This is a genomic window from Chryseobacterium defluvii (genome assembly GCF_003634775.1).
Lineage (GTDB): Bacteria > Bacteroidota > Bacteroidia > Flavobacteriales > Weeksellaceae > Chryseobacterium > Chryseobacterium defluvii.
The window spans coordinates 668,826-691,628 of record NZ_RBXB01000002.1 but is presented as its reverse complement, the minus strand read 5'-3'; the positions used below and the strand labels follow the sequence as shown (position 1 = coordinate 691,628).

Here is a 22,803-nt window from a genome sequence, read left to right as displayed (position 1 = left end):
GTTTTAAAAGTTTCTGGAGTTGAGATATTTCTGCCATTCCCAAACCGTTCTTAAGGATTCCTCCAGAGAGGTTTCGGATTTCCAGTTAAGCTCTTTTTGAGCCTTATCTACATTAGCATAGGCAATGGTAATATCACCTTCCCTTCTGTTGCATATCTGATAAGGTATTTCTACGTTATTAGCTGCTTCAAAAGCTTTCACTACTTCCAAAACGGATGAACCCTTTCCTGTTCCAAGGTTGTAAATATCGATTACGCCCTCTTCCGATGGATCATTCATCAGTTTTTGTAAAGCTGCTACATGAGCTTTGGCTACATCTACAACGTAAATATAATCTCTTATCGGTGTTCCGTCTTCCGTATCATAGTCATTCCCCCAAATATTCAGCTTTTCACGTACTCCGGCTGCAGTCTGCATAACGTAGGGAACCAGGTTATTGGGAACTCCGATTGGTAATTCTCCTATTTTTGCGGAAGGGTGAGCCCCGATAGGATTGAAATAACGCAATAAAGAAATTTTCCTTTTGTGGGCTTTAGCAAAGTCCTTCAGGATTTCTTCTCCCATTTGTTTGGTTTTTCCATATACGCTTTCAGGCATCTTTAAAGGAGTATCCTCATCAATCGGCATCTTATCCGCCTGTCCGTACACTGTACAGGATGAGCTGAAAATGAAATTGGAAATATTTCTCGTCTTAAATTCCTGAAGGATATTAATCAGAGAAAATAAGTTATTCTCGTAGTAATCCACAGGTCTCTCCTGACTCTCTCCTACGGCTTTATAAGCTGCAAAATTGATACATCCATCAATGGGATGAGCATCAAAAACCTGTGTAAGAAGTTCTTTTCTTTTTAAATCGAAAGGATAAAAAACAGGCTTTTTACCTGTAATCTCCTCAATATTTTTTAAGATAAATTTTTCCGAATGGGATAAATCATCAACAATAACAACCTCAAAACCATTATTAAGAAGTTCTACAACTGTATGGGAACCAATATATCCCAATCCTCCTGTGACAAGTATTGCCATTTTTAATAAATATTTTTTATTCTTTGTGTTTTCCTATGTCTTCTATTTCATGATTTTTAACTTCTTTATTATTCGTATTTAAATAACTAAGATAAAAAAGTATAAAACCCATAATTAAAATATTAAAGCTAATTACAAAATTATAATAGAAGTTATTAATATAACTTAGACTCAAAGTATATACTGCATAGAAAACTAATACAAGAATCACCCCTGCAAATAAATTGAGAATGACTTTTGCATATTTTATCTTAAAATAAAGTATTAAAGATAAAATTAAATTTATAATAATATAAAAGGAATACTTAAAAATAGTTTCAGAAATATTCCCTTCATACAATTTAAAATCTGATGAAGAGCTATAAGATTTAAGGACAATAATCATAAATACTGAATAAAGTCCTAGAATAAAAAGATGAAATCCTAAAAAGAATTTATATTTTTTACCCTTTAAGAAAAAATCTTTTCTCATTTTTTACCCCATAAACTCCAATACAGCCTCCGTAATATACTTCAACTGCTCTTCATCCAATTCTGTATGCATCGGAAGAGAAATTACCTGATCCAATAACTTATCCGTATTCACAAAATCGGCATCGTTGCTTTCCTGATAGTAAGCTTTTTGCTTTCTTAACGCAACAGGATAATAGATCATCGCAGGAATCTCTTTTTCCGTTAAGAATTTCTGTAGTTCATTACGCTGACCGTTCAGGATCCTTAAGGTATACTGGTGAAATACGTGCGTGGAATTCTCCGCTCTTTTAGGCGTCAGAATATTCGGGTGATTGGCAAATGCTTCGTCATAATAGTCTGCTGCTTTTCTTCTCGCTTCGTTATAGGTATCCAAATGAGGAAGCTTTTTTCTTAAAACAGCAGCCTGAATACTGTCTAATCTTGAGTTCACCCCTACCTCATCATGATAATATCTTTCATACATCCCGTGGTTCACAATACCTCTCAGTCTATGAGCTAAAGCATCATCATTGGTAAAGATCGCTCCACCGTCTCCGTAGCAGCCTAAGTTCTTAGAAGGGAAAAATGAAGTTGTTCCTACAGTTCCCATAGTTCCGGAAACTTTTACAGTTCCATCAGAGAATGTATATTCTGATCCGATGGCCTGTGCACTATCTTCCACTACATATAAATTGTGTTCTTTGGCAATTTTCAGGATTTCTTCCATATTCGCACATTGCCCGAACAAATGTACCGGGATAATTGCTTTTGTTTTAGGAGTTATTGCTTTTTTAATTTCCTCTGTAGAAATTGTGAATGTATCATAATCAACATCTACCAAAACAGATTTAAGTTTAAGCAAATGAATTACTTCCACAGTAGCAGCAAAAGTAAAATCTGCCGTAATTATCTCATCCCCTTCTTTCAGGTCTAAAGCCATTAAAGCAATTTGCAACGCATCTGTTCCGTTAGCACAAGGAATTACATGCTTTACTTCTAAATAAGACTCCAATTCATTCTGGAAAGACTTTACTTCAGGGCCATTGATAAAAGCCGCCGAATCCATTACATTTAAAACTGCATTATCTACTTCATTCTTTAATTTGTAATACTGACTTTGTAAGTCAACCATCTGAATCTTTTTCATAAATAATTATTTCTGTAAAAATAAGGAATTTAATATCCTGTCAAAAATTTTATTGATTTTGTTTTATCTTTATACAAAATAACTTTATGAAAAAAATTTTATTCTTTTGTCTTTTAACCGGTTATTCCATCGCTTTCGGACAGACGGAACTGGTTTTTGTGTATTTTACAGATAAGCCTAATAAAGCGGCATTTTATGCCAATCCTTTATCTGAACTATCCCAAAAATCTCTTGACAGACGAACAACATTGGGAATCCCCCTCAATGACCAGGATGCTCCCATTGAACAGTCTTACATTCAAAATCTGCAAAACCTGGGCTTCACGGTAACTGATTATTCCAAATGGCTGAATGGTGCTGCCGTAAATGCAACACCTGCTCAAATAATAACATTACAGGCTCAACCCTATGTACAATCTGTCGAAAGCTTTGCTAAAAATTCTTCCGGCGGAACGAAGACCATGCAACATAATAAATGGGAAGGCACAGCGGATACTCAAAAGATTTTAACAACATTTGATTATGGTTCCGGAGCTGCCCAGATTGACCAGATCAATCTCAGACAGTTACATCTTGCCGGATATACGGGAACAGGAACTACCATTGCGGTTATCGATACGGGATTTCCTACCGTTAATACCGGTTCCGCTTTTTCAAGATTGTGGACGAATAATCTGATCAAAGGCGGCTATGATTTTGTTTCAAAAGGCACAGATATCTACAATACCTCTCTGAATGCCCACGGAACGGTTGTCCTGGGCGCCATTGGCGGGTATATCCAGGATTCTTTTGTGGGCTCCGCTCCGGATGCCAGTTTTTACCTTTATCGAAGTGAAAATACGGCAGTAGAAATTCCGGAAGAAGAATTGTACTGGATTGAGGCAGCAGAAGAGGCAGACAGAAAAGGGGTGGATATGATCACTACTTCATTGGGATACACCACTTTTGATGATCCGAAATACAATTACACCTATGCCCAAATGAACGGTACCACTTCATTCATAGCGCGAGGTGCGGAAATTGCTGTTAATAAAGGAATTTTTGTTCTTGTGGCTGCCGGAAATTCAGGGCAACAAACGTGGCATTATCTGGGAACTCCGGCTGACAATGTTAAAGTTTTCACGATCGGTTCTGTGGATTCTGCGGGCAGTGCTTCCGGGTTTTCGTCATATGGACCTAATTCGGCAGGTGCTGTAAAACCCGATGGAAGTGCAAGAGGGACTGCAACATCAACCGTCAATAATAATTCTGTAACGACAGTCAACGGAACTTCTATTGCAACACCTATTGCAGCCGGAGGTGTAGCCTGTTTAATTCAGGCATTCCCTACCATGAACAGGGATCTGATGAGAAATAAATTAAGACAAACAGCATCCTTATTTCCCAGCTATACCACACAGATGGGGTATGGAATTCTGAACTTCGGAAGTTTATATACTTCTGTTCTGAATACTTCGGAACTGGTGAAAAAAAATAAGATTGCCATTTTCCCTAATCCTGTGAAAAGCATTTTAAATATTGCTTCTGAAAGTGATGTTTTGAGCTTAGAGATTTATGATAATTTAGGCAGGTTGATCAGAAAAGCAACTGATCAAAAATCCATCACAGCAGAAGACTTCCCGAAAGGAACCTATTATCTGAAAATTCAGACGAAGGATAAAGTCTATTATGAAAAATTTATAAAAGAATAAAATAGAAAGCCTCTCGGTTAGAGAGGCTTTTTATTTGAATTGCAACTATTAAAATTTATGCTGAATTTCTACTTGCATTAATATTCCCAAACAAAGAACGTGTTACCAGCTTTTCATAGGCTTCCTTATTTCCTTCTCCTTTCTGGATTTTCATTAAAGCATATTGCTGAATACTTAATAAAGGTAATACAATTTTCTCACGAATTTTCACCGATTTCCTGGAGAGCGGATCTTCTTCCTGAAGCAAGGTAAAGCCTGTCAATTCCAGCATAAGCTCTTTTGATAGATTATATTCATCAAAAAGAACGCTCCAGAACTCTCCAAACTTGGGATTATTTTTAATATAATAAGTCAATGGGAAATAGGATTTGTTCATGCTCATCATCGAATTCAGAACTAATGTTTTAAAGAAATCCGAACCTTTGTAGAGCTCTTTCACTTCTTCAAATCTTCCCTGTTTTTTCATTTCGTTCATCGCAAAACCGAATCCGAAGAATCCCGGGACATTCTGTTTCAGCTGTGACCATGATCCTACAAACGGAATGGCTCTTAAATCTTCAAATTTCAGCTCATTTCCGTTTCCACGCTTGGAAGGACGGCTTCCGATATTGGTTTTTCCATAGTATTCCAGGGTACTCATCTCCTGAAGATAAGGCACAAACATCGGATGAGCTTTCAGATCTGAATATTTTTTATAACTGATCTCTCCGAGTTCAATAATCAGTTTTCTTTGCGTATCCGTTAATTCCTTTTTAGCATTTTTGAACACATCATTTTCAACTCCGGCGGTCAGAAGCTGTTCAAAATTGTATTTCGCCTGTTCCTTATTCCCGAAAATGCTGGTAATCGTTTGTCCCTGAATCGTTAGTTCAATCTTGTTATTGGCGATCGTTTTTCCCTGGGAAGCATAGAAATCGTGGGTTTTACCACCACCTCTTGCTGGTGGTCCTCCTCTACCGTCAAAGAAAACCACTTTGATTCCATTCATCTCAGAAAGCTTCGTCAGTACTTCTTTGGCTTTATAGATTTCCCAGTTGGCTTTTAAATACCCTCCGTCTTTGGTTCCATCCGAAAAGCCAAGCATGATGGTCTGCTGGTTCCCTCTTCTTTCAAGATGCTTTTTATAAACAGGGTTCTGATACAGCTCGCTCATTACATTTTCAGCGTTATCAAGCCCCTCCATGGTTTCAAAAAGCGGAACAATATCTACTTTAATATCTTCATCCCGATATCCGCAGACTTTGAAGAATGCATACACATTCATAACATCTTTTACGGCATCGGAATTGGAAATGATATAACGGTTCATTCCTCTTATCCCGTTCAGATTTTGAATTTCGTTTACCTGGGCAACCGTTTTCAGTGTATCCTGTATAATATCTTCGAAATCATCAGGGTTTACTTTATCTGAAATTTCAATTAATTTATTAAACTTTTCTTCATGGGAAACTTCTGTATTTCCGTATGCTTTCGCAAAAACCTCATCAATTACTTTCTGATGAATCCTGCTATCCTGGCGGATATCCAGCGTTGCAAAATGAGTCCCGAAAATTTTCACCCGGTCTTTAAAATTGACCAACAGATCAAGGAATAACGAATTATGCTGGCTGACAAGAATATCTTCTGCTTCATCAGCCCTTTTCAGAATATCTTCTGCTGTGATTTTCTGATTATTGAATATCGCAGCATATAACTCATCACTCAGCTGGTTCAACACTTCCGAAACTCCCCTGAAGCTCAATCTTCTTCTGATGAATTTCAAATGGCTGTAGTAGGATTTCAGAATTGCCGAACGAAGTTCTTCCGCTACTCTTTTGGTAACATCTGCTGTTACAAAAGGATTTCCATCCCTGTCCCCACCGGGCCAGAAACCAAGCTGGATAATATCTTCATGCAAATGGAAGTGTCCGTTTCCAAATGTTTTCTTGATTTTGGTAAACAGTTCCCCTATCGTATCATAATACACATATCTCAGATAGGAAATAATGCTCAGCGCTTCATCGATCGGGGTTGGTTTTTCTTTATTTACGAATGGTGTTTTTCCCAACTGCTGCAACAGCATATCAATATTCGTTACCGAGTCTGTGGTTATGGCACTTCTCAGATCATGAATGATTCTTTGCACAGAACTTGGATAAAACTGTGTCGGGTGTGCTGTGAAAACCACTTTCACCGTAAAATCTTTCAGTTTTTCGCGTACTTTTTCAAGCTTATGTTCCTGAAGTGACCGTTCATATAAATTGATTACTGTTCCGCTATCACTTTCCGAATGGAGACTAGGAAAGGCTGCATCTTCGATGCTGTCGAACAGAACCACCTGTCTCTCGATATATTGAATGATCTTGAAAAGCAGCTCCAGTTTTTGCTCTTCCGTCTGTAAATCCGTATGGTTTTTAAAGAATTCTTCTACAATCTCTTCCGGTGTTTTCCCTGCTTCATAGCCATTTTTACTTTCTTCATACAAAAACGGAAGCAACATCCCGATATTCGTCATTTTATCATAAGGCAGGCTCATGAATAATGAATTATAAATCTGGTATTTATTCTCTACAATCTGTCTGAATTTTTCTGCGCGTTGGTCGTGTATCATATAACAAATGTAGGGGATTTGGGCCAAATACGGAGCTGTTGAAATCAAAAATTATATCAATTATTTATATCTTCGTGAACTACTTTAATGAGATACAAATGAGACTAAAATTTGGAATTGTTTTTTATATGATTCTAGAAATTATAACTTTGTTCACTGGTTTTTATTTTTTTAAAATTTCAGCTCTATTTTCCATAATCTTTTTTGTGGCCGCCATAGCTATTATCATATTTATTTGTAAAGAATATCTATCGCATAAAACTTTAGAAATTCCTATTAACGAACATACTGTTCCAGAAGAAACTCAAATCAAATACTCTGTTGCATGGAAAATCATTAATATATTAATCTATTTTATTCTTATTATCATTGGAATTTTTATGTTGAGTCTTCTATATTACAAAAAGAATTTTGATAATATTTTCGGAACTATATTCGCATTAGCGTTTATTACTTTTTCTTGTATAATGGTCATTAAAGACATTAGAAAAATATCTGATGTTATAATTTCCATTAGTAACGAGGGAATTCGATTAAATAAAAATCCAAGAATAAAATGGAGCGAAATTGAACAGGAGAAAATAATCACAAAATATTTTAAAAATATAGATTCCCGACACCAGTATAGACAAGAAGTTAATTACCTTTATTTTTACCATAACAATGAAAAAATAGAAATAGGGATTGATAATCTTAATATTACCAATTACAACTTATCTCAGTATTTAAAAATATATAGACAACGCTACAACAATATAAAATAAGTTCATCCTATAAATCCAAACTGTATAAATTTATATCTTTAGGTGGGTAAATTTAATTGCATTATTATCAAAATTATCGATAGTAATAATGGAGAAGAATTAAAATTTGGTTTTTAATTCAATACATAAGTTTAGAGTTTACAGAAAAATTAATCCCATGAAAAAAATATTCATATTCCTTTTAATAGCTTTTATTTTCACAGCCTGTGGGGATGATTGTTATAATGCGCCTCAGACGATAGTTTTTAAGTTCGTGGATGCTAATGGCGAAAATCTTATTGCCAATGGAACTCTTTCCTCGTATTCAATTCAGGAGGAAAATCAAGGTACTATACAACTGACTAAAACCACTGACAATATGATTATTTTAGAAAATGTGGGTGCTTATAATGGTACAAAAAATTATACTTTCTCTTCTAATATTAAAGCTTTTGATTTTTCAATCCAGTCGTCGGAATTTGATTCCGGCTGTGAAGGCTATCAAATCAATAAGTTAACGTTTACAGGCATAGGCATTGATGTAAAAGACGAAAACGGATATTATAAAATTATATTGGAATAAATTTTGACTTTGTCCGACCTTCAAAAACTATATAATTTATATATTCATATCTCATTCAATAAACACAAATGAAACAAAAATTCGGGACTATATTCTTTTCAGTTTCTGCAATTATTGCTTTAGCCATTGGACTTTTTTTCGTAAAACAGGAGCTTCTTTTTTCAGTAATTTTCTTTATTTCTTCATTCATTTGCGGAGTTTCTGCATATCAGGAACATTTATATCATAAAAACAAAAAAACGCTGGTTGAGAAAACAAAAATACCAAATGAAATTTCAGTAGGATTTTCTAAATTAGATAATTGCATTAGTATATTAGGCTGCTCTATTTTCATTATTTTAGGTTTTTATTTTTTAAACTTAACTGGATTTGAGTATAAAAAATTCAGCAGACAAGATTATTTTATCCTTCTTATCGCAGGAGCACTCATCGTTGGATATGCCTGGAAAATCATAAAGAAGATCATTCAGATATCATCGAACAAAGCAGGTCTTTTTATAAGTAATAGAGGTATTGCTTTACATGGAAACTCTTTAATGAATTGGAATGAGATCAGAAATGAAAAAGTAATTACACGAGAAGAAAGAACCGATGGCTCCAGATATAAGACTGAAGTGAAGTATCTTTCACTCTTTCATCAATCGAAAGGAATAGAGTTAAAGATTGATGATCTTGACATAGCAGATTATACTTTAGAACAGTACCTGAAAATTTATCGGGAACGCTTTAATCAAACTATTGATAATTCTTCAGAAAAAGAAACCAGATCAGTATTTGAAAGCATTATCAATATTGATGCTTTACTTTCCTTAAGCGAAAAAGAACTTGATAATGAGATTAAAAAGATCAATTCTCTTGCTGAAAAATACCCTCAGGACCTTGCAAAATATTGTGAAACCATTGTAGACTTTAAAGAAAGTAATTTAAATACTATTTATTTTGCCTTATCTGAAAACTCTGACATTTGGGGTGATTTTCTTGCCAGTGAATTTATAAGGTTGTTCGAAAAAGCTAAAATAAGTAAGGACCAGGAAATATATCACGTTATGGATGAAATTATTTGTGACTCTTATTTCCCAAAAGTAACCACCTATCTTTATAACGAACTTAATAATACCTATGACAGGATCAGGTTAAAAGCATTATGGTATATGGATTCATGGATGGATTTTGAAAATATTCAAAAGAATGATCATATGGTACAAAAAATTGTAAAAATGCTCAAGGACAATCATTGGAAGATCAGATGGATGGCGAATAATGTTCTCACTAACTTTAATATTTTTCAGAAAGAGGAGATTGAAATATCCTTTATAGATAAATTAAAAGGGAAGGTCGGAAATCCATATGAAATTGATTAAACTCCAATTTTCTTACATTTGTAAAGACATTCATATTATGAAAATTGTTTTTGTGGTTTTATTATTTGTTTCGGAATTTCTTTTTTCCCAGAACAACGTTCCCGAGGATTTCAAAAAAATCCCGGAAATCCTAGACAACACTGATCTGCTCTACCCTTTCATCGTCCCCGATAAAAAATACGAGTACTGGTCTGTCTTCCGCAATAATCCCGATCCTGATAAAGCCCTAATTTATGAAAGTCAGATGCCGAAATATATGACCATTAATGATCCGGCTCCCGAGAAAGGTTTCTTTCAAAAATGCTTGGGAGAAGACTGTTTTTCGTATCTTATTGCCTGTGAAAAGAGCCAGTCCAGATATTTCTCCACTGAAAAACAATTAAGGGATTTCATAGGAACTGTAGACAATCTCCCGGAAGCCATTTTAATTGCCAATACGTATGGTTACCAGGTAGACACCACCAACCCATTGAGCAGCGCTTATACCATTGAAGACCGACATGTTGTAATGTATCTCTCCAAGCCTAAAGGAAATACGGGTACTAAAGAATCCTTCTTAGTAAAAGTCAACAGAAAGACAGGGAAACTGGAAAGCAAAAGTAAAGGGATTTACCAGAAATAGTTTTTAAAAATTTCAATTCTACCCGATAGTTTTATTAAAACGCATTCATAGTAATTTTAAAACTTCTTTAACTTAAATTTTCTTCCGCATTTACTACATTTGATCTACAAAATTTAGAACAATGCTTAATTTCGAGTTTAAGAACCCAACCAAAATACTTTTCGGAAAAGGAGAAATCGCTAAGATTTCAAAGGAAATCCCTCAACATGCCAAAATATTAATGATCTATGGAGGCGGAAGCATCAAAAACAATGGTGTTTATGATCAGGTGAAAGAAGCTTTAAAAGACCATGAAGTGTATGAATTCGGTGGAGTTCCTGCCAATCCGGAGTATGAGGTTTTGATGAACGCCTTAGATTTCATCAAAGAAAAAAATATCACATTCCTTTTAGCTGTTGGAGGAGGTTCTGTTATTGACGGAACAAAATTCCTTTCCGCAGCCGCCAACTATAGCGGTGAGCCCTGGGAAATCCTGAGAAACTCCGTAAGAACATTTGAAGGAGAAGGAATGCCTTTCGGGAGTATTCTAACATTACCGGCAACCGGTTCTGAAATGAATTCCGGCTATGTGATCTCCAGAAGAGAAACCAATGAAAAGCTATCTTCAGGTGGTCCCGGGCTTTTTCCTCAATTTTCAGTATTGGATCCGGAAGTGGTACGTTCCATCCCGAAAAACCAGATTGCCAATGGAATCACAGATGCCTATACTCATGTATTGGAACAGTATATGACCGCTCCTTCTTCCGCAGATTTACAGGAAAGAATTGCAGAAAGCATCCTGATCAGCCTGCAGGAAACCGCCCCTAAAGTAATGGCGGATGAATTTGATTATGAAGCTGCGGGAAATTTCATGTGGTGCTGTACAATGGCCCTGAACGGACTTATTCAGAAAGGGGTGATCACGGATTGGGCTGTTCACGCAATGGGACATGAATTAACGGCGTATTACGGTATTGATCATGCCAGAACATTGGCCATTATTGCTCCTTCTCATTACAGATATAATTTTGAAACTAAAAAAGGCAAACTTGCCCAGTATGCGGAAAGAGTCTGGGACATTAAAGAAGGAACGCTGGAAGAAAAAGCAGAAGCAGGAATAAAAAAACTGGAAGAATTCTTCCATAGCCTTCACATTCAGACAAAACTTTCAGAATATACAGAAAACTATCAGGGAACTGCGGAAAGAGTGGAAAAAGCTTTTACAGACAGAAACTGGGCCGGACTGGGAGAATACAGGAAACTGACTCCCCAGGATGCCTACAAGATTGTAGAAATGAGTTATTAAAAAACCTGGGCCGGAAGCCAGAAGCTATTATCATTTATTTCTTCAGGCTTTCAGCTCTCAGGTTAAAATTATTTTATTTACAAACATTCGTTTAAAAAACGTATATTTCATTACAGATATTTCAAATTTATTTATATTTTAGCATATTCTTAAATTTGTGAAAATGAAAAAACAGCTACTTTTATTTGCCTTTTCTGCCATTGCGCTTACTTCTTGTGAAGATGATGATGTTAAAGCCTATGAAATGGATATGTTAAAAGGCGACTGGAGAGTAAGTAAAACAGAGATCATTTCGGGGAAGGATGGTAAAACTGTACTTTCAGTGGGTTCACCTTCGGGATGTGATATGAAAAATCTTCTACACTTCAGAACCGATTATTATGTAAGCTATACTTATTATTCAACAGTGGCTTCAACTTGTCAGCTAACCGGAAAAAATGAAGGTGAGTTTACGTACAGCGAAGAAACAAAAGATCTTGCCATTAAGTTTGACCAGGAAGAAGTTGAAAATTATAAAGTGCTCATTCTTTCCAATACGGAATTAAAATTAATGCAGCTTTTCAATAATGGAGATGCTAACGGCGATGGTGTCAACGATCTCTATTATACAACCTATAAAAGATAAAATATAACTCTCGAGAAATCGGGAGTTTTTTATGAAACGTGATTAATTAGTTAAACAATTATCAAACAATGAAGAAGATTTTATCAGCATTCCTGCTATTGGCTTTTACCTTTTTCTTTTCACAGGAGAAGAAGCCGATGTTCTGGCAGGACATCCAGGACTTTAAAAAAGCAGATCAGGAAAATACACCACCTAAAGATGCCATCCTCCTGATCGGGAGCTCATCTTTTACGAAATGGACGGATGTCGCCCGGTATTTTCCGGATAAAACCATCATCAACAGAGGGTTCGGGGGCTCGAGATTAACTGATCTTAATTTTTACGCCGGGGATCTTCTGAATCCTTATCAGCCGAAGCAGATCATTATTTATTGTGGTGAGAATGACTTTGCCGACAATCCCAAGTTGAAAGCAAAAGAAGTGGTAAAACGCTTTAAAACCTTTTACCGCAAAATCCGCGAAAAGTTCCCGAATATAGAGGTGGACTATATTTCTATCAAATATTCTCCCAGCCGCGAAAATTTATGGCCGCAGATGAAAAAAGCAAACAAAAAGATCGCCTGCTTTATGAAAAAGGAACCTAATGCGGAATTTATTGACATTACCAAAGTCATGCAGGATAGCAACGGAAATGTAAGAAAGGATATTTTTCTGGAAGACAGGCTACATTTAACTCCGGAGGGCTACAAACTCTGGACCTCCGTCATGAATCCCTATATGAAATAACTTAATCACATGATAAAAAAAAGAATACCCCTTGCCGTTTCTTTCTTCATTTTCTCACTCACTTTTTCTCAAAAAGAGATTTCATCAGGAAAAATATTAAAAGAAGCCTCAGAAAAATCATGCCAGTGCCTTGATACAATTAGCGCATATAATAAAACAAAAGACGCCATCAATAAAGAGGTAAGCTCCTGTATCAACGATCAGGTTCTTCCCTATCTGTTAGCCAAAAGCTTATCCGATTCCACAAAAGAAACAGACGCAAAGGGTAAGGATAAAAAGCAGATCAACCTCAATATTAGCCCCGAATCTAAAGAATATAAATACGCATACTATGATATTGAGTCTTATATGATGTCTAATTGCGACAGAATCAGAGATCTTGCCGATGTTGTAGAAAAGCATGATGATTCGATGCCTAAAAACAAGGATGCCCTCAGTTTTTATGAAGCAGGAATAGCTGCCTCCGGAAAAGAAAACTGGACTGAAGCAATTAAAAATTATAAGCTCGCATTGGAAAAGGATCCTAAATTTTCTTATGCCTGGGATAATCTAGGAATATCATACCGGAGAACCGGCGAATATGATAATGCACTTAGTGCTTATAAAAAATCTCTTGAAATAAACCCGAAAGGCAAAATGGCATTACAAAATATTCCGATCACCTATGTTTATAAAAAGGAATACCAGAAAGCAATTGATGCCTATCTGGATTTTGACAGAGTATATCCGGGAGATGCCGAAGTATATTATGGCATCGGACATGTTTATTACAATAATTTAAAAGATAGTGAAAAAGCCCTGGATTATATATGTAAAGCCTATCTTATTTACACCCGGCAAAAATCTCCCTACAGATCTGATGCTGAAGCCATTATTTCAGCAATTTATAAAGATATGAAAGCAAAAGGCAAGATAGAAAAGTTTAATGAAATATTGAAAAATAATAAAATAGATCTCAATTAATAATCTATTCTGTATAAAAAAACTCCCGGTTCGGGAGTTTTTTATTTATTTCTTTTTTTTCGCTTTAGTCTTTGCTTTTTGCTGGGCTCTGTTGGCTCCGAACTTCTTCGGTGCTTTTCTTTTTGAAGGTCCACCCCAATTTTCCTTTTTATTCTTATCCTTCTTATCGTGGAAAGCTCCCCCGCCTTCATTCAGTTTTGCTCTGGCCGGATTCTTCATCACAATCTGCTCTTCTTCAGCAGCGATCTTTTTAGGATTGATCTTTACGCCTTCAGGGAAATCAATAAACTGAACCTCCTTATCCATCAGCAATTCAATATCGAGAAGTAAAGTCTCTTCTTTTTTAGTCACAAAAGTGATCGCTATACCATCTTTATCCGCTCTACCCGTTCTACCGATCCTGTGAATATACTGCTCCGGAACTTCCGGAACTTCAAAGTTGATGACATGCGTAACATCCGAAATATCCAGACCTCTCGCCATAACATCTGTAGTAATCAGTCCTCTTACTTCCCCGTTCTCAAATCTTTTCATGGCTTTCAGCCTGTAGTTCTGAGATTTATTGGAATGAATAACATCGAATTCTTCCGGAAAAAGCTCTTCGATTTTCGTGAACAGCAAATCCGCATGCCTTTTGTTATTATTAAATATCAAAACCTTCGACATATCGGAATTTGTTTTCAATAAATGCTCAAGCAAATTAATCTTGGTATTGAAATTTTCCACTTTATAACCCGTCTGCTGTATTTTTTCAAGAGGTGTCCCAGATTTTGCCAATGAAATTTCAATCGGACTCGCGAAATACTCATCCAGCATTTCATCCACAGCTTCCGTCATGGTAGCCGAGAAAAGTATGTTTTGTCTTTTCTCTTTCATCATTTCGAATATATGGGTTAACTGAGGCCTGAAGCCTAAGTTCAGCATTTCATCAAACTCATCAATAATCAGCTTCTGGACTTCTTTCAGGGAAATGGCATTATCAATGGATAAATCCATTACTCTTCCCGGAGTTCCAACCAGAATGTCACATCCGTCATTGAACAGTAATTTTTGGGTATTGATATTTTTCCCTCCATATATACCGATCACTCTTGCAGTAATATGCTCCGTCAATTTTTCAATGATCTCCGTCACCTGAACCACCAATTCCCGTGTAGGAACTAAAATCAAAACCGTAGGATTTCCGCTTTTGCTGTATTTCCATGTTTTAAGAACAGGTAAAAGATAGGCTAACGTTTTTCCGGTTCCGGTTTGCGCAATTCCCATAACATCTCTCCCGGAAAGTATCGGCTTTAAGCTTTTTTCCTGGATGGGGGTAGGTTCGAATAGTTCAAGATCCGCTAAAACATTAAGAATTTTAACCGGAAGGTCAAAATCTGCGAAAGTGAGTTTTTCCATTTTGCAAAGATAGGCATTTAATTTTTGTCTGTTCAGGAGGAACAGAAGTTAGGAACGAAAGGCTTTCAGTCCACTTTTAGATGCTTTAACCGCTATTTTATTTCCTGGTTATCCTTAATAAAAGGATGATCGTCAGCAATACTGAAAAAACAAATCCTAAAACAGCAACCAGCGACATCTCACCTATCCTCGGTCCTGACTCTGATACAAAAACAATAGCCGTGGCAATGATGTTCGCACCCAGGATCATGGCTAAAATCAGGTTGACAATGCTGGACTTGATGAGCTGATTGGTTTTTTCAATATTTTTGATTTCACTGGATACCGTGAATTTGTTTTCATCCAGCTTTTGTAAAACGGAACGAAGCTCTTTTGGAATTTCATCTACATTATCCGTAAAATTCATCATCCTGTCCATCCCTGTTTTCAGCAGGTTCTTCGGGCTGATTTTTTTGGTGAATATCTTTTTGGTATATGGGTGAAGGCTTTTTACAATATCTAGATCGGGGTTGATATTTCTTCCCACTCCTTCTATCAGGCTTATTCCTTTAAATAAAAGATAGAAATAATCTGGCATGTACAGTCTGTTATCTTTCAGAATATCCTTCATTTTGTTGATGATGACCTGAACATTGATTTCTTGCAGAGAGGAACTGTGAACAAAATTCAGGATATCTTCCACATCGTTTTCAAATCTTCTTTCATCGGGAATCTCATAACTTACTGCCATTTTTTTCAGGTATCTGACAATTTTATGGGAGTTCTTTGCTACAAAACTTACGATAAGATTTTCAAGGATTTCCTTATCATTCGGCTGTATTTTCCCTACAGCTCCGAAATCTATAAAAACGACTTTTCCGTCTCTTTTCACCAGAATATTTCCCGCATGCGGATCCGCATGGAAAAAGCCGTAATCCAGGATTTGTGACACAAATAATCTTAACCCTACTTCAGAAACTTTTACGGGATCAATCCCGTTAGCCAGAAGAACCGATGTATCAGTCACTTTGATTCCGTCTATAAATTCCATACAAAGCACATTATTGTTGGAAAACTCATCATAGACCTTGGGAATATAAGTTTCTTTATTATTTTTAAAGTTTAAAGCAAACTGCTGGATATTATTTTTCTCATTAATCAGGGAAACTTCTTCCAGCAAAGATTTTTCAAAAGTTGAAATAGCCTGTTTAAGGTTTAATTTATTTCCGATTTCAGAGTAAGTAGATACGAGTCTTTCCAGATCTTTAATTAAAAGAAGGTCGTCTTCAATAACCGTTTGTACATCAGGCTTTTTAATTTTCAGAATAACGTGATTTCCATTAAGCAAAACCGCTTTATAGACTTGTGCAATGGAAGCTGTAGCGATAGGCTCTTTGGGAATTTCATAAAAATGATCTTTTACCTGAATATTGAATTCATTTTCCAGGATTTCCTCTACATTCATTTCGATGGTATCAACTTTATCCTGAAGCTTCTGCAATTCCTGAATCAATTCCGGCGGCAACAGATCTTCCCTGTTACTGAATGTTTGTCCAAGCTTTACAAAGGTGGGCCCCAACTCTTCCAAAGCAAGCCTAATACGTTCATAAACCGTTCCTTTTGATATGATTTCGTCCGGATCACTAGAAAATTCTTCCTGCTTGTTTCCGTTCATTCTTGCCAGCATATCCTTAAATCCATATTTGCTTAATACGGAAATTAATCGGGCAGATCTCCTCAGTTTTCTTTGTTGCTTATCAAACATAGTAAAAAGTAATCGGTGCAAATTACTTCAAAAATTATTCCCATCGTCAAATTTATATGAGTTTTTATACCGTTTTATAAAACATTGTGATTGCAGAATATTCAATTAATTTGAGATATGAATTCCGATAAATCATACAATAAAACAAAATAAAAGAACGTTTAATTCAATAAACATATTAAGCATTTTAAACAAATCTGAGATATCCTTATATTTTTTTTATAAAAACATGAAAATTAATGAGGCAAAAAAGCAAAAAACCCTTAGATTTGTATTATTAATATAAAATATTAACTTATGAAGAAATTTTCTACTGTTTTAATTCTTCTTCTATGCTTGATGAATATAGGCTTCATACCTAAAGCCTATGGTCAGGCCGCAACATTACCATACACCCAAGATTTTTCGACCACGAATGATCTTACCATTCTTAATGGTACCCAGCCCAATAAATGGTTTCATGGTGCTGTTACGGGTAATCCCGGAAGTTCACTGTATATCTCCAATGACAACGGAGCCACTAACGGCTATAACGTAAGCTCAGCCAGTGTGGTTCAAGCCTATAGAGATATAACAATTCCCGCAGGATCTACCATATCTACCTTTTCATTTGATTGGAAAGGAGTAGGAGAAAATGGTTGGGATTATTTAAGAGTATGGTTGGTTCCGGCCACCTTTACTCCTACTCCGGGAACGCAGATTGCTGCAGGAGCCGGAAGAACTCAGGTTGGCCAATTCAACCTGCAAACCACATGGCAAACTTTTGTGTCGCCAACTTTAAACATCAGCGCTTATGCAGGAAATACGATGCGTCTGGTATTCGAATGGAGAAATGATGGTATTCTCGGAGCACAGCCCGCTATAGCTATTGACAATATCAATTTATTTATTCCTACCTGTCTTGTTCCAATGGGACAAACCACTTCTGCTGTAACGGCAACTTCTGCAACCTTGAGCTGGACAGCGCCAACTCCGGCACCAGCTAACGGATACCAGATATACTATAACACAACAGGAGTTCCTCCTACAGGTGCTACTGTGGGTACCCCGGTTACAGGTACATCAACTACTTTAAACCCTCTGACACCTAATACAACATATTACTGGTGGGTTCGTGCAGTGTGTAGCCCTACAGATAGCAGTATGTGGATGCCTGGTCCGAACTTTACAACAACTCAAATTCCGGCTACAATTCCTTATCTGCAGAATTTTAATACAACTAATGATCTTGGATTCACCAGTGGTACACAGCCTAACAAATGGTATTTTGGCAATGTTGTCGGAAACCCGGGGAATTCTATTTATATTTCCAATGATAACGGGGTTACGAATGGGTACAACGTCAACTCATCCAGCGTAGTGCATGCCTACAGAGATATTACTGTCCCTACGGGAACTACACTTGCTTATTTGCTTTTTGACTGGAAAGGGTTTGGCGAAAGTACTTTTGATTATTTAAGAGTATGGATGGTGCCTTCTTCATTTGTTCCGGTTGCTGGAACCCAGATTACCGCAGGTGGAGGCAGAATACAGATTGGTGGTAATTTTAACCAGCAGTTAACATGGCAGAATTACCTTAATACTGCTGTAAATTTAAGCACATTTGCAGGTAGCACAATGCGTTTGGTATTTGAATGGAGAAATGATGGTATCATTGGAACACAGCCTCCAATTGCTGTTGATAATATCAACCTGTTTATTCCTTCATGTTTTGTGCCTACAGCAATGGGAGTAACCACAGTTACCTCTACTACGGCTACCATCAACTGGACGGCACCTACTCCGGCACCGGCAAGTGGATATCAGGTATTTTTTAATACAACAGGAATTCCTCCTACAGGTGCTACCGCAGGGACACCAGTTACGGGAACATCAACAACACTGACTCCTTTAACACCTAATACAACTTATTATTGGTGGGTACGTTCTATGTGTAGTCCTACCAATCCAAGTATCTGGGTAGCAGGTCCAAGTTTTACCACGACACAAATTCCGGCCACAATACCATATTATCAGCCGTTTACTACAGGTCCTAATGATTTCGGATTCACAAGTGGTACTCAAACTAATAAATGGTTTATGGGAGCCGCTACCGGAAATACAGGAAACTCTATTTATATTTCCAACGATGCCGGAGCAACCAATTCATATACAATTACATCAGCCAGTACAGTTCATGCGTATAGAGATATTGCAGTTCCTGCAGGAACTACGATCGCAAAACTATCGTTTGATTGGAAGGCTGTAGGAGAAAGTTCATTCGACTACTTAAGAGTTTGGTTGGTTCCAGCTACTTATATGCCGACTGCTGGAACTCTGATTACTGCCGGAACAGGAAGAATTCAATTAGGAACCAATTATAATCAGCAGGCGACCTGGCTGGGTTATTTGAACTCTACTCTCAACTTAAGCAGTTTTGCCGGCAATACTATGCGTCTGGTATTCGAATGGAGAAATGACGGTAGTGGCGGTACTCAACCTCCGGTAGCTATTGACAATGTAAAACTGGTTATTTGTAAAACAACTACACCTGTAGTAACATTAACGAACGTTACCCATAACTCTGTAACATTAACATGGCCTCAGGATTCAGGAGAAGCATCATATACGATCAGATACAGACCTATCGGCTCAACCACATGGCAGACCGTAGCTGTACCGGCTCAACCTTATCCTACGCCAACTAATACCTATACATTAACGGGTTTACAGTCTGCAACACAATATGAAGTGGAAGTAGCTGCTATCTGTAATACAACAACAGGAGGATACTCACACAATCAGTTCCTGACCAGATGTGATCCTACTCCTCCGAATGTAACGATCAGTAACATTACTACAACAACAGCATTGGTTACATGGACTCCGCTTGCGGCAAGTGCAACGTATACAATGAGATACAGAGTGGTAGGAACAACCACGTGGACAACGGTAAACTTACCGGCTCCACCGGCCAATAATTATCCTCTTACCGGCCTAAGCGTATATACTACTTATGAAGTTCAGATCGCTAATAAATGTGATGGGGAAACTACGCTTAATCCATGGTCAACTCCTAAGGTGTTTACTACGGAAAGAACATGCGAAATTCCTCCTCCGGGATTAACGATTACCTCCCTTACTCCGACAAGTGCGGTAGTGGTTTGGGATCCGTTCCCGGGAGCTACCTATATCCTAAGATATAGAAAAGTAGGTATTCCAAGCTGGACTACCATTGCAGTTCCTACCAATACCTATACTATTAACGGATTGCTTGAATTAACGAAATACGAAATGCAGGTAGCCAATGTTTGTAGCGGTACACCGGGTAACTTTACACCGTTGTATTTCTTCACAACACCTACGGTGATCTACTGTCAGATGTCCGGACAAAGTTCAGCCACTGACTATATTTCAAAAGTGACGGTGAAGCCAAACGGCAAACCTAATATGGAGAATGCTTCTGTAGCTTCCAACTATACGGATTACACTGGTAACCCTGCCACATTCATTGAATTGATCCAGGGCTCTACAGGAAACCAGATCTCTATCGAGAAAACGGTTACCAATGAAGCAGGTGTTGCGGTATGGATCGACTTCGACAGAAGTGGTACATTTGATCCGAATGAAAGAATCGTTGCTGCAGGTCCGAATACCACAACTCCTATTACAGGAACATTCAGTGTACCTGCCAATGCATTCGTGAGTGCAGGCTCAGCAGACTACAAATATGTAGTGATGAGGGTGGCGATGCAGAGAGGAGGTATTCCGGTGAACTGTACAAGCTTCCCTTATGGAGAAGTAGAGGATTACACGGTGCGAATTTCTAAAGTTCCGGTTCCGAATTCTCTTAACCAGGATGATATCATGATCTACCCGAACCCGGTAAGCTCAGTATTGCATGTGAAGAATATCAGCAGTAAAGCCGGATATAAAATATACAATTCAGCGGGGCAACTGATCTCAGACGGATTCATTCTGAACAACCAGATCAACGTAAGCAAACTGATCAGTGGCGTATATGTTATCTATATTGAAGATGTAGAAGGTACTGTTCAGAAGAAGTTTATTAAAGAATAATAATTTAACTTCAATATAAAATAAGCTCTCATTTCTGAGAGCTTATTTTTTTATCCTTTACAATTTAAATGATTGATATTATATTATTCCTGCTTATTTAAGATAAGTATCGTAGAGGTCTCTTCTTCTGTCTTTCAGGACCTGTACCGAGCCATTATAATGAAGGTCTTTCAATAAGTTTAAATCTACATCTACAATTAAGGTCATTTCCGTATTGGGAGTAGCTTCCCCTTTCACGGCATTGGAAGGAAAGGCAAAGTCTGAAGGGGTGAATACGGCAGCCTGCCCGAACTGAATATCCATATTATTTACACCCGGCAAATTCCCCACGCAACCGGCAATCGCCACATAACATTCATTTTCTATAGCCCGGGCTGCGGCACAATGACGTACTCTCATATAGGCATTTTGCGTGTCCGTAAGATAAGGAACAAACAGGATTTTCATTCCCTGATCCGCCAGGATCCTTGGAAGTTCCGGAAATTCCACATCGTAACAGATGACAAGTCCTATTTTTCCACAATCCGTATCAAACACCCTTATTTCATTCCCGCCTTTCATTCCATAGTATTTTCTTTCATTAGGCGTGATGTGAATTTTACGGTATTCGTCTATTCTTCCGTCGCGATGAAGCAGATAGCTTACATTATACAGATCGTTGTTTTCAAAAACAGGCATGCTTCCGGAAATAATATTGACATTATAACTGATGGCCAGTTCTGAAATCCTGTTTTTAATCTGTTCCGTTATTTTTGCCAATTCTATCATACTGTCTCTTTCTGAAAGACTATTAAAAGGAGCCAATAAAGGGGTATTAAAAAGCTCCGGAAAAAGTACAAAATCCGATTTATAGTCGCCCATTACATTGACAAAAAACTCAACCTGTTCATAGAAAGCATTGATATTTTTAAACTGCCTCATTTGCCATTGCACCAAGCCCAGACGGATGATGCTGTCCTGCATCGTATTCGGCTTTTTGCTGTAATAGATGTTATTCCATTGTAATAAGACAGCATTTTCTTTTGAAGATTCATCCTCAGGCAGATATTTTTTAAGAATCTTGATCGGTAAAAAGTTATTGGAAAGCTGGAAAGATAGAACCGGATCATAAATCTCCTTATCCCTTACTTTTCGGATATATTCTCTCGGTGAGACTTCTTTGCTGTACTTATGGTAATTCGGTATCCTGCCTCCTAAAATAATAGACTTGAGATTAAGCAGTTCACACAATTCTTTACGGGTGTCATACAATCTTCTTCCCAAGCGCAATTCCCTATATTCAGGGTCTACAAATACCTCTATCCCGTATAAAACATTTCCCATAGAAGTATGTGTATTGAAGGTATAATTTCCGGTAATATCGCTGTAGGTATGATCATCACCAAATTCTTCATAGTTGACAATGATGGAAAGTGCCACCGCTGCCAGCTTCCCATCTACCGTGATACATATCTGACCTTCAGGAAACATTTTGACAAGCTTACTGATGCTTTTCTTGGACCATACATATTCAGACATCTGAGGATACGCCCTGCGCATGGTTTCAACCAAGCCATCATAATCTTCAATACTCAGTTTTCGTGTATCTATTTGCATTTGATGTAAGTTTTAATAAAAATAGGAAAAATGATTTGAAATAAAAATTATACTTATTGTACAATCTCTTTACCCCCTTAAGTTATGTAATGGTTATAGTTATTTGAACAATACTTTTAATTATTAATTGAAAGATGGTTTAGGAAGGTTTAAAAATGTATGAGCTTTCTTTATTACTGCAACCAAATTATA

The 22,803-nt window shown here is 37.1% G+C and carries 17 protein-coding genes; 10 read left to right on the top strand and 7 right to left on the bottom strand.

The features are described 5' to 3' along the window. Positions 1–3: 3 nt before the first annotated feature. Genes galE through BCF58_RS09885 form a run of 3 tightly spaced genes read right to left on the bottom strand, consistent with a single transcriptional unit; the run spans position 4 to position 2,626 of the window. Positions 4–1,026 (bottom strand): UDP-glucose 4-epimerase GalE, encoded by a 1,023-nt coding sequence (gene galE / locus BCF58_RS09895; protein WP_121461627.1) that lies wholly within the window; start codon positions 1,024–1,026, stop codon positions 4–6. A 16-nt stretch (positions 1,027–1,042) separates the two neighbouring features. Further along, on the bottom strand, positions 1,043–1,498 hold the full coding sequence (locus BCF58_RS09890) for a hypothetical protein (protein ID WP_121461626.1): 456 nt from the start codon (positions 1,496–1,498) through the stop codon (positions 1,043–1,045). Between the two features lie 3 nt (positions 1,499–1,501). Then, the gene (locus tag BCF58_RS09885) at positions 1,502–2,626 is read right to left on the bottom strand and encodes a DegT/DnrJ/EryC1/StrS family aminotransferase (RefSeq protein WP_121461625.1); all 1,125 of its coding nucleotides are present in this window, start codon (positions 2,624–2,626) and stop codon (positions 1,502–1,504) included. An 86-nt stretch (positions 2,627–2,712) separates the two neighbouring features. Between BCF58_RS09885 and BCF58_RS09880 the strand changes: the two genes are divergently transcribed. Then, a complete protein-coding gene (locus BCF58_RS09880) occupies positions 2,713–4,317 on the top strand; it encodes a S8/S53 family peptidase (RefSeq protein WP_121461624.1) in 1,605 nt (534 codons plus the stop codon). A gap of 55 nt (positions 4,318–4,372) precedes the next feature. Here the strand turns inward: BCF58_RS09880 and BCF58_RS09875 are convergent, their stop codons facing one another. Next, on the bottom strand, positions 4,373–6,907 hold the full coding sequence (locus tag BCF58_RS09875; protein WP_121461623.1) for a phosphoenolpyruvate carboxylase: 2,535 nt from the start codon (positions 6,905–6,907) through the stop codon (positions 4,373–4,375). Positions 6,908–7,035: 128 nt separating this feature from the next. Between BCF58_RS09875 and BCF58_RS09870 the strand changes: the two genes are divergently transcribed. The 8 genes from BCF58_RS09870 to BCF58_RS09835 all read left to right on the top strand — a co-directional run bounded on the left by BCF58_RS09870 (position 7,036) and on the right by BCF58_RS09835 (position 13,814). After that, entirely contained in the window at positions 7,036–7,671 is a 636-nt protein-coding gene (locus BCF58_RS09870; protein WP_147462053.1) for a hypothetical protein, read from the top strand. Between the two features lie 157 nt (positions 7,672–7,828). Then, a complete protein-coding gene (locus tag BCF58_RS09865; protein WP_121461621.1) occupies positions 7,829–8,233 on the top strand; it encodes a putative periplasmic lipoprotein in 405 nt (134 codons plus the stop codon). A gap of 68 nt (positions 8,234–8,301) precedes the next feature. Next, on the top strand, positions 8,302–9,594 hold the full coding sequence (locus BCF58_RS09860; protein WP_121461620.1) for a hypothetical protein: 1,293 nt from the start codon (positions 8,302–8,304) through the stop codon (positions 9,592–9,594). A gap of 37 nt (positions 9,595–9,631) precedes the next feature. Continuing rightward, positions 9,632–10,216, top strand: a complete 585-nt coding sequence (locus tag BCF58_RS09855; protein WP_121462032.1) for a hypothetical protein — start codon at positions 9,632–9,634, stop codon at positions 10,214–10,216. A gap of 121 nt (positions 10,217–10,337) precedes the next feature. Continuing rightward, positions 10,338–11,501 (top strand): iron-containing alcohol dehydrogenase, encoded by a 1,164-nt coding sequence (locus BCF58_RS09850; RefSeq protein WP_121461619.1) that lies wholly within the window; start codon positions 10,338–10,340, stop codon positions 11,499–11,501. Positions 11,502–11,664: 163 nt separating this feature from the next. Then, positions 11,665–12,126, top strand: a complete 462-nt coding sequence (locus tag BCF58_RS09845; protein WP_121461618.1) for a lipocalin family protein — start codon at positions 11,665–11,667, stop codon at positions 12,124–12,126. 68 nt (positions 12,127–12,194) lie between these two features. Beyond that, the gene (locus BCF58_RS09840) at positions 12,195–12,851 is read left to right on the top strand and encodes a GDSL-type esterase/lipase family protein (protein ID WP_121461617.1); all 657 of its coding nucleotides are present in this window, start codon (positions 12,195–12,197) and stop codon (positions 12,849–12,851) included. A gap of 9 nt (positions 12,852–12,860) precedes the next feature. Next, positions 12,861–13,814, top strand: a complete 954-nt coding sequence (locus BCF58_RS09835) for a tetratricopeptide repeat protein (protein ID WP_121461616.1) — start codon at positions 12,861–12,863, stop codon at positions 13,812–13,814. 45 nt (positions 13,815–13,859) lie between these two features. Here the strand turns inward: BCF58_RS09835 and BCF58_RS09830 are convergent, their stop codons facing one another. Then, positions 13,860–15,212 (bottom strand): DEAD/DEAH box helicase, encoded by a 1,353-nt coding sequence (locus BCF58_RS09830; protein ID WP_121461615.1) that lies wholly within the window; start codon positions 15,210–15,212, stop codon positions 13,860–13,862. 97 nt (positions 15,213–15,309) lie between these two features. Then, positions 15,310–16,956: an ABC1 kinase family protein gene (locus BCF58_RS09825; RefSeq protein ID WP_121461614.1), complete on the bottom strand. Its 1,647-nt coding sequence runs from the start codon at positions 16,954–16,956 to the stop codon at positions 15,310–15,312. Positions 16,957–17,253: 297 nt separating this feature from the next. Here BCF58_RS09825 and BCF58_RS09820 point away from each other — a divergent pair, with 297 nt between their 5' ends. Continuing rightward, a complete protein-coding gene (locus tag BCF58_RS09820) occupies positions 17,254–21,015 on the top strand; it encodes a fibronectin type III domain-containing protein (RefSeq protein WP_121461613.1) in 3,762 nt (1,253 codons plus the stop codon). A 93-nt stretch (positions 21,016–21,108) separates the two neighbouring features. Here BCF58_RS09820 and BCF58_RS09815 read toward each other — a convergent pair whose 3' ends face one another. Beyond that, positions 21,109–22,611 (bottom strand): carbon-nitrogen hydrolase family protein, encoded by a 1,503-nt coding sequence (locus tag BCF58_RS09815; RefSeq protein ID WP_121461612.1) that lies wholly within the window; start codon positions 22,609–22,611, stop codon positions 21,109–21,111. Positions 22,612–22,803 lie beyond the last annotated feature (192 nt).